Annotated in this window: 11 protein-coding genes; 2 read left to right on the forward strand and 9 right to left on the reverse strand. The window is 40.1% G+C overall.

Annotation, left to right across the window (positions count from 1 at the left end; translation table 11 throughout):
* The 5 genes from BQ7997_RS14935 to BQ7997_RS14955 all read right to left on the reverse strand — a co-directional run bounded on the left by BQ7997_RS14935 (nt 1) and on the right by BQ7997_RS14955 (nt 8,834).
* Entirely contained in the window at nt 1–1,524 is a 1,524-nt protein-coding gene (locus tag BQ7997_RS14935; RefSeq protein WP_073347061.1) for a RagB/SusD family nutrient uptake outer membrane protein, read from the reverse strand.
* A gap of 16 nt (nt 1,525–1,540) precedes the next feature.
* The gene (locus tag BQ7997_RS14940; RefSeq protein ID WP_073347062.1) at nt 1,541–4,891 is read right to left on the reverse strand and encodes a SusC/RagA family TonB-linked outer membrane protein; all 3,351 of its coding nucleotides are present in this window, start codon (nt 4,889–4,891) and stop codon (nt 1,541–1,543) included.
* 132 nt (nt 4,892–5,023) lie between these two features.
* Complete coding sequence (locus BQ7997_RS14945; protein WP_073347063.1) at nt 5,024–6,199, reverse strand: FecR family protein; 1,176 nt, start codon at nt 6,197–6,199, stop codon at nt 5,024–5,026.
* 39 nt (nt 6,200–6,238) lie between these two features.
* Nucleotides 6,239–6,742 carry a sigma-70 family RNA polymerase sigma factor gene (locus BQ7997_RS14950; protein WP_009001328.1) on the reverse strand — a complete coding sequence of 168 codons (504 nt, stop codon included), beginning with the start codon at nt 6,740–6,742 and terminating at the stop codon, nt 6,239–6,241.
* Between the two features lie 43 nt (nt 6,743–6,785).
* Nucleotides 6,786–8,834, reverse strand: coding sequence for a helix-hairpin-helix domain-containing protein (locus tag BQ7997_RS14955; RefSeq protein ID WP_073347064.1), 2,049 nt, complete (start codon nt 8,832–8,834; stop codon nt 6,786–6,788).
* Nucleotides 8,835–8,979: 145 nt separating this feature from the next.
* Between BQ7997_RS14955 and BQ7997_RS14960 the strand changes: the two genes are divergently transcribed.
* Nucleotides 8,980–9,558, forward strand: a complete 579-nt coding sequence (locus BQ7997_RS14960) for a DUF4294 domain-containing protein (RefSeq protein WP_073347065.1) — start codon at nt 8,980–8,982, stop codon at nt 9,556–9,558.
* Nucleotides 9,559–9,926: 368 nt separating this feature from the next.
* Here BQ7997_RS14960 and BQ7997_RS14965 read toward each other — a convergent pair whose 3' ends face one another.
* On the reverse strand, nt 9,927–10,454 hold the full coding sequence (locus BQ7997_RS14965) for an RNA methyltransferase (RefSeq protein WP_044657039.1): 528 nt from the start codon (nt 10,452–10,454) through the stop codon (nt 9,927–9,929).
* A gap of 491 nt (nt 10,455–10,945) precedes the next feature.
* Between BQ7997_RS14965 and nadA the strand changes: the two genes are divergently transcribed.
* Nucleotides 10,946–11,884: a quinolinate synthase NadA gene (gene nadA / locus BQ7997_RS14975; RefSeq protein ID WP_073347067.1), complete on the forward strand. Its 939-nt coding sequence runs from the start codon at nt 10,946–10,948 to the stop codon at nt 11,882–11,884.
* 162 nt (nt 11,885–12,046) lie between these two features.
* Here nadA and BQ7997_RS14980 read toward each other — a convergent pair whose 3' ends face one another.
* From BQ7997_RS14980 to BQ7997_RS14990, 3 genes are read right to left on the reverse strand one after another with little or no spacing between them, the layout of a single operon-like run.
* Nucleotides 12,047–12,889 (reverse strand): OmpA family protein, encoded by an 843-nt coding sequence (locus tag BQ7997_RS14980; RefSeq protein WP_073347068.1) that lies wholly within the window; start codon nt 12,887–12,889, stop codon nt 12,047–12,049.
* A 30-nt stretch (nt 12,890–12,919) separates the two neighbouring features.
* Entirely contained in the window at nt 12,920–13,501 is a 582-nt protein-coding gene (locus tag BQ7997_RS14985; RefSeq protein WP_073347447.1) for a non-canonical purine NTP diphosphatase, read from the reverse strand.
* 49 nt (nt 13,502–13,550) lie between these two features.
* Nucleotides 13,551–14,468 carry a YitT family protein gene (locus BQ7997_RS14990; protein ID WP_073347069.1) on the reverse strand — a complete coding sequence of 306 codons (918 nt, stop codon included), beginning with the start codon at nt 14,466–14,468 and terminating at the stop codon, nt 13,551–13,553.
* Nucleotides 14,469–14,482 lie beyond the last annotated feature (14 nt).

Consider the following 14,482-nt stretch of genomic DNA (forward strand, 5'->3'; position numbering starts at 1 on the left):
TCATTTAGAGTTGTTTCCAAAAATATACTCATCATCCGGCAATGTCATCTGATAATGGGCTTCAGTCATTGTTTCTACCCCACAGCCGTAATAAGTGCTGTAATTATGTGCTTTCAAGAAATAGAAAAGTTGCCCTTCCGCAAAATATTCTTTTCTATATTCTTTCATTATTTCATTGATACGTTTAGTCTGGTTCTTGTTTTCTTCCGAAATATTATCAAGGTCGTCATATCCGGTAGTCAGTATCTCGTCAGTGTAAGAAATACCCCGTGCAAAACGTACAGTGTTCAGTGCATCAGCACTTTCCGATGCAGAAGATGCACACTCCGCTACAATATAGTACATTTCAGGCAAACGTATCAACGGAACGGCATTGGCACCAGAATAAGTATATCCGCTATTCAAAGATTTCTGGTTATATTTTCTACAGAAGACATTTGTCTGGTTTCCTCCGTCAACAACTTCAAACATTTCTGCAATCCTTCTCCAATCGGTATTCCCCGCATCCGCCGTTTCATAGAAAGCATTAAATTTATCTCCATCCAAGTAGAAATGTTGCTGAGTATTGGTATTCTCCATATCCATATAGTTACTAATAAGCAGGTTGGAGAATTCATTAACTGTGATTCCGAATATTTGCTCCGCATAGCGTATGGAATTGTAACTGGAAGCGGTCTGCGACTTGTACAACGTAAAATACTCAGAAGCTGCAATTACTTGCTTAGCATACTCCACAGCCAATGCCTTGCTTTCCGCATCTCCTTTGTAACAATATACACGAGCCAACATGGCTTTCACCGCATACAGATTCATACGAAATTCACGATTGATGAGAAATTGATTGATCTCTGTAAGCTCTTCACCCATCTGATCGGTAAAGAAATGAAGAGGATCGCTCTCTTTCAGCAGTTTTTCAGCAGCATTCAAATCTTTGAGAATGGCATCGACCACTTCATTGGCTGACAAAACAGGTGTAGCGTCTTTATCAAAAGTAGTACGGTAGGGAATAGCTTTGGATGCAGGATGTTCCTTATAAATAGGACCGAACATACGCAACAAATCAAAATGAAGAAAAGCGCGAAGCCCAAGAGCCTCTCCCTTCATGGTTTCATAATATCGTTCGGTTACTAAGACATCTTTATTTTTGTCTACGTACTCCAGAAAGTTGTTAATATTGGCTATGACGTTATACATTGCTGAGTAAATCCCGTTTTTCTTACTCAAAAACATGTTCTCATAATCAAATACGATACTTTGATTGAAAACAGCGTTTGTATTATACCCCGGATAATCGGAATATAATCCTGCCAACTCATCCAAATATGCATAAGTCAAGTCTCCGGCATACAATGTCTTAGTGCCCAACTTCAAATAAATACCCGTAAGCGCATCCTTAAATCCGGATTCCGACTCAAATTGCTTGTCGGTAGGAATAGAAGTCTTCGGAGATACATCCAACCAGTCGCTGCAAGACATAAGTCCCAGCACGGTTGTCGTTAATAATATATATATTATCTGATTCATACAAATAGTTTTTTAATTAGAAAGCAACATTCAAAGCAAATGTAAACTGACGGGAATATGGATAGTATAAACCTCTTTCGCGTTTCACTGTAGACCAATAGAAAAAGTCTTCCATATTAAACGTCACTTTGGCAGAGCTCAATCCCCAATGGCTGATAAATTTTGTATTAGTACGATCCATACGGTAGTAGACAGACAACGAACTTCCCTGGAATATATTTTCATCCATGATAAACCGAGAAGTAGCTTTCGTTTCCCAACCACTGGGGGTAAGAGTACGGAATTGTGCCTTGTCACCCGGCTTAGCCCAACGCAACTGACTTACCCGCCGATCTACATTATATTTCAGATTAGCATTTTCCACCTTGTCAAGCAAAGTCTGATTATATACCTGACCGCCAAACTGGTATCTGAAACTGACATCCGCTCCCCAACCTTTGTATGTAAAGGAAGAATTAATATATCCTTGCCATGTAGGTTCCGTATTGCCGATAGGTACTACATCATTCGCACTCCAGTTAACGGCACTGGTCATTTCTCCGTTACGCTTTAATAATATTTCATCTCCGGAAGCGGGATCAATACCTAATGAACGTACTACCCAAATACGGGAAAGAGATTCGCCTTCTTCATAACGTGGCAATGGTGTATCTTTCAGATTTGATGCATTCAGATCATTCCTGTGTTTCATTGCTTCCGATATCTCCAGCAATTTGTCTGTATTGCGAGAACCATTCACCGTAATGGTCCAATAAGCCTGCTTGGCAGTATTCTTATAAGGAATAGCCGAAAGAGAGATTTCCCAACCTCTATTCTCTATCTTACCCAGATTTTCTGGATAACTGCCGAAACCAAGAGAAGGGGCAAGACTTACCGAAGTAACCATATTATCTGTTATTTTCCGGTAATACTCCACACGGGCGGTAAGACGCTGGTCTAAGAAACCGAGTTCCAAAGCAAGGTTAGTGCTTTTCGTTGTCTGCCATTTTAAACTCTCATTATGCATAGCCAGGATTTCCGAACCTGTTGCATCCGATGAGTAATAAGGAAGCAGCAAATTAGAGTATGTATAATAACCATGTGCCTGATAAGGATCAAAACCTTGCGAACCGGTCGTACCGTATGTACCCCTCAAAATGAAATCGGAAATAAAAGATACATCTTTCATGAAGTTCTCTTTTTTCAAATCCCAGCGTAATCCTGTTGACCAGAAAGGAGCCCAACGGTTATTTTTTCCAAACTGTGAAGAACCGTCCAAACGTATATTAAAGTCGAACGAATACTTATATTTATAAGAATAACCTCCGGCAGCCACCCAACCGATAGAGCGTGTTGTCCTCTCATCACCCGTCACTTTCTCGTTATATTTCTTACCAAACAACAAGTTATCCATATTATCATTCGGGAAACCGGTCACATAGTTTCCATAAGTCTCCGAATTATTCTCCAATACACTCATGCGTGCATTAGCAGTCAGATAATGGTCTTTCAATTGCTTGTTCCAGCTTCCTGTCAAATCGATTCCCCAGCTGACAGCTTCACTCTGGCTTCTGCGGTAATCACCTCTTAAGGTAGGATCGGTCACATTATCAAAAAGCGTATGTTGTGCAGGACGGAAAATATCACGATGTCCTACACTTTTAGACAAATTGAAAGCTCCTTCAAAACGTAATTCATTAGTAGGATTATATTCTACCCTGAAAAGTTCACGTACTGTGAAGTTCTTACTCTGATCTTTGCTGTTGAATGTCGTATTGTACATCGGATTCAGATAACTCGATTCACCGCCTACTCCTTCAAAATTATCAAGCCGTTTCTGTATCTCCCCGTTCTCTCCATACGGACGCAAATAAGGATTCAAGCGGGTATATTCACTGAAACTTCCCCACGGAGACTCATTAGACACCGAATTATCCAACGTAATGCTATTCTTTAACAACACCTTTTTCAGACGATACTGAAAATCAAGCGATCCGGTCAATACATCACGCTTACTGTCTTTCATCACACCCGGAGAACTATTGTATCCTACATACATCCGATAACGCAAGGCTTCATCACCACCTTCCAATGTAACGGTATGCCGTTGTTGAAAAGCTGTTTGCAAAGGTTTGTCCAACCAATATGTATTTACTCCCGCCAATACTTCACGCAATTTGGACTGATAGAGCTGCCATTTTTCAACAGTCTCGCCACCGTATGTATAAAGTCCGCTTTTTAACTCTGCATCTATCTTCTCTCTTGCATTCATCAAGTTATATCCGGTCATATCCGGAGCTTCAATACGAAGTTCCCCACCATAAGTCACCCAAATCCGTCCTGGTTTGGGCGTCTTGCTTTCGATAACAATTACTCCATTTGCCGCACGTGAACCGTAGATAGCCGTAGCTGCCGCATCTTTCAACAAAACGATAGAAGCAACACGATCGGGATCCATATCGGCAAGTGTCTGTATACTGATTTCAAATCCGTCCATGATAAGCAATGGTTGGTTGGCATACGTCTCATACTCGCCCTGAACTGCCAGCACATCATTACTGGTAGAATTAAAATCTACAGATTGTGTGCCCATATCCATATTTGCACTACCACGCATACGCATATCAGGCAAACCATTCGGATTAGATCCCATATTGATATTATCCACAATACGAAGTCCGGGAGCGACAGCGGCTATCGCTTTAGCCACATTGTTTGTACTATATTTCTTCAGATCCTCACCTTTGATAGTAACAGCCGAACCGGTAAATCCTTCTTTCTTTCTGTTAAACATACCTGTCACCACTACTTCATCCAGCGCCCTTGTATCAGATTTCATCACTACCGACATATAAGATGAAGGATGCAAAAACTGGGTTTCCAAACCTACATACGATATTCTGACACGGCTATCTTTCGGAACATCAGAAAGCTGAAAATTACCATTATTGTCTGTGATAGTACGGATATTACTAGGATCTTCCACTATAATAGTGGCGCCAATAACCGGAAGCCCGTCTTCTTCGGAAAGAACTTTTCCTTTTACTTGTGAAAAAAACTTTTTAGAATCCTTTTGTGTGATATTGATGAATTGTCCGTCAATGTGATATTTCAACGGATTTTTTCCGATAATCACCTTCAACGCTTCATCAACTGTAGCTTTTTCTACTTTTCCGGTAGAAGTATAAGAGCTAATTTCATCATAGATAAAAAGAACTTTATACCCCGATACTTTTTCAAAACGTTTAAAAATAGAGGGTAAACCTTCATTTTTAAACTCCATTGTTATTTGCTTTTCTTTACCTGTCTGTGCTTCTACACGCCATGAATAGGCAAAAAGGAAAAGCAAGAATAAAACAATGAACTTCTGTGCCTGATTTCTTTTCATAAGCCTGAATAGTTAAATAATATTTCATTCTTTTAATTGTATACGAAGTTTAAAAAAGAATGGTTACCCTTAAAAGAGTTTTTTTTCAGAAATATATTTTTCTATTCAGATTTATGTCTTTTTGCTTGCTTTTTACTCAATAATTAGTTTTCCTGTTTCAAAATAGGCATGAACTCTCTCCATTCGATTCAATAATTCAATCAAGTGATAGATGTCCTGATGACGATTTGCAAAGAAATGCATACGAAGATCCATGATTTTGCTATTACGGAACTCAATATCTATATTATACCAACGTCCTATTTCTTTCATCATGTCAACCAGAGCAACATCGTCAAAATAGAAAAATCCTTCCTTCCAATACAAAAATGATTCAATATCCACCTCATTCACGGCAAATGTTCCGTCAGAAGAAAGTTGTGCGCTTTGTCCCGGCACCATTTCAACACTATGGACTCCACAAGTATCGCTCACAGCCACTTTTCCTGTAATGAGCGTAACACGGACATCAGTAGGAGAGTAGCTACGTACATTAAATTCCGTTCCCAATACACGGACCTGCAGATTTCCACTTTTCACGATAAAAGGATGTGCTGCATCTTTAGCAACTTTAAAATAGGCTTCACCTTCCAAAGAGACGACTCGTTCTTTTCCTTTGAAAACCGTAGGATAAGCCAAACGACTGTCTGAATTCAAAAATACTTCAGTCCCCTCGGATAAAACAACTTTAAATGTCTCTCCTCTAGGAATACTTAATCTATGTATCTGTACTTTCTGTTTCCCTACTTCCTTGGTTTCTGTCTGAAGGAGAGCACGACTATAATCTATTTCCTTAGAAGACAACTGCGCAGTAGAGTAAGACGAAAGAGATTCTACCACTTCTTTCAATGGCTTTATTTCTTTCTCATCATTCACTTGTAAAGTGACTTCCCGGGCAATATGATTGGCTTGAAACACTTTAATGATTTCCGGTTGTGAGGAAATCATCATTGCACGCAAAACTAAAATGATAGCAACAGCCGCCGCTACACCTGTGACACTAGCCCACAGTATGCGTGTATTTTTTCTTCGATCATTCTTAGAATGTTTATTACGAAAATCTGCCAGTTCTTTCCGGACATCAATTGCCAGTAAATTTTGCTCTTTCTGCATCTCTATCACAACCTCCGTCAAATCAGAACATGCTTGCAAACATTCCTCATCTTCTTCCAAATTATGCAATTGACCAGCAGTTATACGCGAACGATTCTCCATAATTTCCAGGAGTTCTTCTTCCGACTTACTTATATTTATATTCTTTTCATCCATAAATAATGTATTCAATCTATATATATTTACGTTTTAAAGTCAATTCCGGTTACCCTTTTGGCCTAATTCTTCGCGAAGAATACGTAAAGCCTTTACTATATTCTTATGAATAGCCGCGACACTTACATTTAATTCTTCGGCTACTTCTTTATATTTCTTATTATGAATATAGCATGCTTCTAAAATATGATAATTATAAGGAGTCAACTTCTTCATAGCTTCACGAATACGCAAAACACGAGAATCAGAATTTTGCGAATCGCCTTCTATCATTTTATCAGTCAATTGCGCAGTAAACTCTACATATTCTTCATGAATATTTTGCTTGCGAAGGTAATCTATGCAACGTGTACGGATGATTGTATAAAGATAAGTTTTCGCCGTTGCTTCTTCTATCTTTTCATAATTACGCCACAAATACTCAAAAGCATCACTTACGATATCCCTGCATACTTCAGCATCATTTATGAAATAGTATGCAAAATATACAAACTGTGCATACCATTCATTAAACATTTTGTCAAAAGTAGCCCTGTCATCCATTTAATATCGTATTCTTCTGTTATTTCTGGCAGACAAATATACATTAAAACTTAATACGTAGTTGCATTTGTACATCTGCTTTTTTATTTCCATAGATTAAATCATTGCCGGAACCAATCTCATTCCGGTCTAAATAAATGGTTTCTCCAAACTTGGTTATCAATAGAAAGTGTCTGTTCAGTTCATATCTTAAACGGATACTACACCGGAATCCACGACCTTGAAAAGACGGAGTATAAAACGTATAAAGCAATCCGCTTTCCGAAGCATATACACGCGAGTCATAATCGTCTGTAAAAAAGTAACTGCCCTGAACGTCAGCAAACAGCCTGGCCCAAGGCAGTTGGGAGGATATCATTTGTGTAACCTGATATCCTTTATTAGCAGCTCTGTCCTGAGAATGAAAATGATTATAATCTAAAGTTGTACGACTGCTTAACACATCTCCCAAAGAATAGTTCAAACGATAACGAAATTGGTGATGAAAAATAGGAAGCGTTAGCGTTCCTTTACTTCCTGTCAGGTCACGTTCTTTTTGTTTATAACGATATTTCAAATCCATTGAGAGATTAGTGCGCGGAGTAAAAGTGGTTTGAATCAGTCCGTCCATTCCACGGGAAGATTTACTGACCCGATATCTTTTCCACGGAAAAGAAAACAAGTCGAAAGAAGCAAAGAATTTCCAATGGGCGAAAGGAGAGGTTTCCAGTCCTAAATAGTATCCCTGTTCATTTTGAGCCATGCTTCCTTCTCCGAAAGAATGGGCAAACATCGCCCAATAATTATAGGAATAAAATCGGTGTATCAACATGAGATGAACATCCTGAACCGGTGAATATTGCAGACGGTTCAAAGAAACCCAGCCTTGTTTTCCTATTGCCGTCTCTCCCTGAAAAGAAAAACGATGCCAACGATAAGCATAATCTATTCCTAAATTATAGAAATTATTTCCATGAAGATTGTATTTGGAATAACCTGTTAATTCCGGTTCATAAGGTCGGTTGAAAACATAGTAAATACCGGTGATACCCAGTCTGATACGGTTCTGTTGATAACTTACGTTTCCACCTGTCAATTGTAATGTGAACAGGTGCTTTTTATCTGCTTCTTTCCGGCTTCGGTGCAGTCCGGTTTTGTAGATAGAGGTAATTTTTCCATCTTTTATCACTCCGTCCAAGGAACGGTGTGAATAAAATCCGGATATGTCCCAATGCTTTGCTAAAGCAACAGTAGCCGCTATCCCCCGAAAATAGTTGTATTCGTCAGTAGAAGAGTGTTTCTTTATCCCGCTGCTGCGATTGTTGAAAGAGGAAGCATAAATTGTCTTTCCCATCAGATAATCCGTACTAATTACCAGACCCTGACCAAAACTGAGCCGATAGTTACCAACAGCCAATGCTTTCAACCGCCCACAGTTTTTCAATAACAAATAAAAAGAATAATAATCGTATCCGTAACGATTGTGCAAAGCGGCAAAAGGTTCTCCCGCATCTTTCTCAACAACGACTCCCGCATAGAGCTGGTCACTATATCGAAAACTATACTTAACAGAGTTATAAACAGCAGGGCCTAGATAGGTATGTTCATAACCTTTTCGCTTATAAAACGGTATATCCATGCGGGTTAGCACTTCATTCTTACCATACTTCCCCGCATTTTTCAACATAGTTTTCCACCGAAATGCAGGTTCATTGTTAATAGCTTTTATGCAGACAAAAGGCAATAAATAGTGGATAGTCTGCCTATCCATATCCTCTATTAACTGAAGTTCATAAATGGTTTGCATCTGTCCATGTATATAAATGTACGCCAATAAGTGCTCAATTTGAATATCGCTCAAAAAAGGAAATTGTTCGAGTTGTGCACGGGTGGCGGCATTCAGATTAACCGGTTCTTGCAAACGGATGGAAAGTTCTTCCAGTTCATTTTCCCAGTTCAGGGTATTAACAGAGTTATCAATATCGTTATTAACAGATAAATCTTCAAGAACATCTTCTAAAAGACTTTCAGTAGGGTTTTGAGCACTACAAGCAGGAATTATGAACAGGCTGTTTATAATACTTATCAACCGGATAAGTTGAGTAGTTTTCATCAATAAAGTGTGTATTATCTTGCTGTAACTTTATGAGCAAGGGCGCAAAGATACTTTAAATAGGTTAACATCTTTGTGAAAAGACCAAATAATAAAATTTTAATCCTATTTTTGTATCGTGAAAAGAAGGCTTAACATAGTAATAATGACACTGTTTGCTATTGTTTGCTGTACACTGCATGTACAGGCTCAGGAAAAGCAAAGCATTAATGGATACTTGGTTCCGATGTGTATCTATAATGGAGATACGATTCCATGTGTTCAGTTAAGAACTGTGTACATCTTCCGCCCGCTAAAGTTCAAGAATGAAAAGGAACGCCAGGAGTATTACAGACTGGTGCGAAATGTGAAAAAGGTATATCCTATCTCCAGGGAAATTAACCAGGCTATTATTGAAACTTACGAGTATCTGCAAACTTTACCCAATGAAAAAGCTCGTCAGAAACATATCAAACGGGTGGAAAAAGGGCTGAAAGAACAATATACCCCCCGAATGAAAAAACTATCTTTTGCACAAGGGAAACTGTTGATAAAATTGATAGACCGTCAAAGTAATTCTACCAGTTATGAACTGGTGAAAGCATTTATGGGCCCTTTCAAAGCCGGGTTCTATCAGACATTCGCTGCGCTATTTGGTGCCAGTTTGAAAAAAGAGTATGACCCTGAAGGTGAGGATAAACTAACGGAACGCGTAGTACTGCTAGTGGAGAATGGACAAATCTAAAATAGACAAGGATTTATAAGTTTATCAGCACTACAAACCAATTTATCAACTAACTACTCAAAACCATCCTGGTTATCATTTCAAGCGTTAACAGGCTTCTCGCAAGGTATTAATTTCTGCTTTCTCAGAAGTTAATACTTGAGTTGTCAGGTATTAATAGCCTACATGATAAGTATTAATAGTTGAGAACTCAAGTATTAACAGTCTGGAAACGGACTATTAACAACTATAATAATAACTACTCAACAACCATAAAATCTACATGCCTTTATATAGTTATAAACAATATATAATTATTGATTATGAATGAATTAACTAAGCTATTAACTCGTTATAAACAACTTATTAACCAATTCTGTTTATGGTTATTAACGTAGCTTTTTGAACAAATCCCAAATCACAATACCGGTAGTTACGGAGACATTCAAAGAGTGTTTCGTTCCGTATTGGGGAATCTCTATACAGCCATCCGAATGGTTGATAACCTCTTGCTGCACCCCTTTAACCTCATTTCCCATTACGATAGCGTACTTTTTAGTCTTATCCAGTTCCAGTTCATCCAACATGATGCTTCCTTCCGCCTGTTCTACGGAATACACGATATATCCTTCATTTTTGAGGTTATCAACAGCATCAACAGCGTTATTAACATACTTCCAGTCGACAGTGAACTCGGCACCCAGAGCAGTCTTATGCATTTCGGGGTGTGGCGGGGTAGCCGTAATTCCACACAGATAGATACATTCAATGCGGAATGCATCCGATGTACGGAACACAGAACCGATATTGTGCAAACTACGAATATCGTCCAACACTACCACCAGGGGCAGTTTTTCAACCTGTTTGAACTCTTCGACACTGATACGGTTCAACTCTGTTATTTTCAGTTTACGCATACGTCTTTTCTTTTATTATGTTCATGTGTGCAAAGGTAGTTCTTTTCTGTTAACAGAGGTGTTGATAACGGTTTAAAACCTGTCAAAACTATCGGCAAAGATTTTGAAAAATAATTCTTGCATTATTCAAAAGAAGGTATAAGAGGCCTTCGTTATGAACATTCCAAAAAACTAACCCAAAACTTTCTACACAGACATCAACATATTTTTCATCACTTATCTGCCTGTTTATATCCATAAAGTTTTTAACTTTGCACTTTATCAACAGGGAGTTAATAGCAAACTCCCATTTGACGGTGCTTTCATTGATAATGAAGCGAGTAGGATAGGCTGTCTTGTCCTTTATATCAGTTCATAACCGACTCATAAAGCAGAAACATGGACTAATAACTTATCCGGCAAGAAAAATCGTATTTATTTGCTAACATTATTAACAGGCTATCATTACTAACAAAGGATTTTTTTTAAAAGAAGGAAAAAAGAATATTATAATGAATGAACTAATAAAAGCTATAAACGAGCTGAAGAAAGAAAAGAATGCAATCATTCTGGGGCACTACTACCAGAAGGGTGAAATACAAGACATAGCCGATTACGTTGGCGACAGTCTGGCATTGGCTCAATTGGCGGCCAAGACGGAAGCAGACATTATTGTGATGTGCGGCGTTCATTTTATGGGTGAGACGGCGAAGGTGCTTTGCCCGGGAAAGAAAGTGCTGGTTCCCGACATGGCGGCAGGCTGTTCATTGGCGGACAGTTGTCCGGCGGACAAGTTTGCGCAGTTTGTCAAAGAGCATCCGGGGCACACTGTTATTTCATACGTCAACACGACGGCTGCGGTGAAGGCAGTGACAGATGTGGTGGTGACTTCCACCAATGCGAAGCAGATCGTGGAAAGCTTCCCCAAAGATGAGAAAATAATCTTTGGTCCGGATAGGAATCTGGGTAATTATATCAACTCAGTTACGAACAGGAATATGCTTCTTTGGGACGGAGCTTGCCATGTGCACGAACAGTTCTCTGTTGAAAAGATTGTGGAGCTGAAAGCGCAGCATCCCGAAGCATTGGTACTGGCGCATCCCGAATGCAAGAGTACGGTGTTGAAACTGGCTGATGTGGTAGGATCTACGGCAGCTCTGTTGAAGTATGCCGTGAACCATCCCGAAAATACGTATATTGTGGCTACCGAATCGGGTATCTTGCATGAGATGCAGAAGAAGTGTCCGCAAACAACGTTTATCCCTGCCCCACCGAACGATAGTACATGCGGATGCAATGAGTGTAGCTTTATGCGGTTGAATACGTTAGAGAAGCTCTATGAGTGTCTGAAGAATGAAGCACCGGAAATTACGGTGGATCCTGAAGTAGCGGAAAAAGCAGTGAAGCCGATTCAGCGGATGCTGGATATTTCGGCGAAGTTGGGGTTGTAGGATTATTAAGAGATATTTATTTTAGAAATACGAAATATCTTCCATTCAACGGATATTAAGTAAAAAAGAGAAGTACGGAAATCGAAAGGATTCCGTACTTCTCTTTTTTGTTCTGTTTATTATTATTCTTTGGAAATATTGCTAAGAAGTAGTAATTTTTTCTTAATAGGATTCTTCCGAACTCTGCAACATCTTGAACAACTTATCCAGTTTCGGAGCCATGATAATCTCCGTACGGCGATTCTTGCTTCTGCCTTCGGCTGTTTCGTTATCATCGACAGGCATATATTCACCACGTCCGCTAGGCTGTATCTGCAACGGGTTCACTCCATAGTTCTTAATCAGGATACGGACAACAGAGGTGGCGCGAATCACGCTCAAATCCCAATTGTCCTTAAACTGTACCGTGTTGATAGGCTTGTTATCCGTATGCCCTTCAATGAATACGTCGATATCCGTTTGCTTGTTCAAAACCTCGGCCAGTTTGCCAAGCGCTTCTTCACCACGTTTGTCCAAACGGGCACTTCCTGACTGGAACAGCAACTTGTCCGACATTGCCACATATACTTTTCCGTCTTTCTCGCGAACGGTCAGTTCATCACTGCTGAATCCTAATAGCGCATCCTTTACGCTGCTCAACAGCTTCTGCACTTTTTCATTCTGTGCATTAATCATCTGTTGCAGTTCGTTGATGGTGCGTTCTCTTTCGTTCAGTTCATTCTTCTTCTGGTTCAACAGGGCATTCAATTTTTCCTGTTCGGTCATGTTCATGTTCAGCATGCTTTGATACTGGCGGATACTGTTTCCCATCTTTGTAGTATCACGCAAAAGATTCTTGATTTGTGCCGACATTTGAGCGTTTGTATGGCGGCAGTCAGTCAATAACCCTTGCAGACTATCTTTGCTTGCGGTAGCCGCCATTTCTGCAAGCATGAATTTCTTTTTTGTTACACACGAAGTACAAAATAGGAGCGTAAGTAAAGTAAATAGAGTAATTTTCTTCATTGCGTTTTATTTTTTAAAGAGTACGGATAATCAGCGTTGCAGGAATTCGCAGAGCTTCTGCACAGCCAACGCACGGTGACTAATTTTATTCTTTATATCATTTCCCAGTTCGGCGAAAGTCTTGTCGTAACCTTCCGGTTTGAATATGGGGTCGTAACCAAAGCCCGAATCACCCCGTTTTTCCTTGATTATTTCGCCTTTTATCACTCCTTCGAAGAGATATTCCTTTCCATCGAGTATCAATGAAATGGCGGTGCGGAATTGCGCTTTGCGGTTTTCCTTTCCTTCCAGGTCGCGGAGTAGTTTGAGCATATTGGCTTGTGAGTCGTGTCCTTCTCCGCCTGCGTAGCGTGCGGAATAAACTCCGGGAGCTCCGTCCAGTGCCTCTACTTCCAGTCCGGTGTCATCGGCAAAGCAATCCAAGCCGTAGTTTTTGAAGATAAAGGAAGATTTCAACAGGGCGTTCCCTTCCAGCGTGGCAGCCGTTTCGGGAATGTCCGTATGGCAGCCGATATCATTCAGGTTTAACAGTTCTATTTGTTCACCTAATATGGCGGCTACTTCTTCCAATTTATGAGCGTTGTTCGTAGCAAATACAAGTTTGCGTTTCATCATTTTATTTCTTGTTTTAGCAAAGTTATCCGATAGTTATTCCAATCAGTTATTTCACTTTCAGTTTGTCGAAGCCTTCCCCATATACTCCGATGACGGAACTTTGTGAGATAAAGGCATTCGGGTCAATTCGTTTCACCAGGCGGAAGATGTCGAGCGACTGGCGTTTCTTCGCCAATACGACAAGTACTTTTACGTTTTTCTTGCTGTACCATCCGGTGCCGTCGAGCACCGTTACCCCACGGTCGGCATCTTTGATGATGCGGTCGGCTATTTCGTCATACTTCTTTGAGAAGATGAAGAACTGCACCGATTGGCGGGCACTGTTGATAATCCAGTCGAGCACGACGCCAATGATAAACAGCGTGACAAAACCGAAGATGACACGGCGCCAGTCGTGGAATATAAAGTAGCAGGAACTGATGATGAATACATCACAAATCATAATCATCCTGCCGAGTGACACGTCTTTATACTTGTTGACGATGGCGGCGATAATATCCGTTCCACCGGTACTTCCGTTGTAATTGAAAGTAATGCCCAGTCCTACACCGCACATGGCGGCTCCGATGATACAAGCCATAAAGTCCTGTCCTGCACCGAGCAGTAGCGGTTTTCCGTCCGGTGTCATGTCCGGTGCTACCACATAATTGTTTACTATTAACTGGAAAAACCAAAGCAAAAAGGTCAGCACAAAGATGGCATAGGTGGTCTTTATACTGAATCGCGGGCCTAATATCTTGATGGCAAACGTCATCAGGACAGCATTGATAATAAAATATGACCATTGGATTGGAAATCCTGTCGCGTAGTAAATGATAGCTCCGATACCGGTGGTGCCCCCTGTTGTTATCTGGTAGGGTAACAGGAATGCCGCCCATCCCAGAGAATAACTAATCAATCCGAGAGTGATGTAGACATAGTCTTTCACTTCTCTCATTATTTCCGCTTTTGCCAGTTTATGCATAGGGTCTATAATTT

Origin of the sequence: Bacteroides congonensis (assembly GCF_900130125.1) — a bacterium.
GTDB classification, from domain to species: Bacteria; Bacteroidota; Bacteroidia; order Bacteroidales; family Bacteroidaceae; genus Bacteroides; species Bacteroides congonensis.

What these genes read in the sequence shown, in the direction of transcription:
- BQ7997_RS14985 (WP_073347447.1), bottom strand. Translation starts at nt 13,501, where the DNA reads ATGAAACGCAAACTTGTATTTGCTACGAACAACGCTCATAAATTGGAA.
- BQ7997_RS14940 (WP_073347062.1), bottom strand. Translation starts at nt 4,891, where the DNA reads ATGAAAAGAAATCAGGCACAGAAGTTCATTGTTTTATTCTTGCTTTTC.
- BQ7997_RS14945 (WP_073347063.1), bottom strand. Translation starts at nt 6,199, where the DNA reads ATGGATGAAAAGAATATAAATATAAGTAAGTCGGAAGAAGAACTCCTG.
- BQ7997_RS14935 (WP_073347061.1), bottom strand. Translation starts at nt 1,524, where the DNA reads ATGAATCAGATAATATATATATTATTAACGACAACCGTGCTGGGACTT.
- nadA (WP_073347067.1), top strand. Translation starts at nt 10,946, where the DNA reads ATGAATGAACTAATAAAAGCTATAAACGAGCTGAAGAAAGAAAAGAAT.
- BQ7997_RS14960 (WP_073347065.1), top strand. Translation starts at nt 8,980, where the DNA reads ATGACACTGTTTGCTATTGTTTGCTGTACACTGCATGTACAGGCTCAG.
- BQ7997_RS14955 (WP_073347064.1), bottom strand. Translation starts at nt 8,834, where the DNA reads ATGAAAACTACTCAACTTATCCGGTTGATAAGTATTATAAACAGCCTG.
- BQ7997_RS14950 (WP_009001328.1), bottom strand. Translation starts at nt 6,742, where the DNA reads ATGGATGACAGGGCTACTTTTGACAAAATGTTTAATGAATGGTATGCA.
- BQ7997_RS14990 (WP_073347069.1), bottom strand. Translation starts at nt 14,468, where the DNA reads ATGCATAAACTGGCAAAAGCGGAAATAATGAGAGAAGTGAAAGACTAT.
- BQ7997_RS14965 (WP_044657039.1), bottom strand. Translation starts at nt 10,454, where the DNA reads ATGCGTAAACTGAAAATAACAGAGTTGAACCGTATCAGTGTCGAAGAG.
- BQ7997_RS14980 (WP_073347068.1), bottom strand. Translation starts at nt 12,889, where the DNA reads ATGAAGAAAATTACTCTATTTACTTTACTTACGCTCCTATTTTGTACT.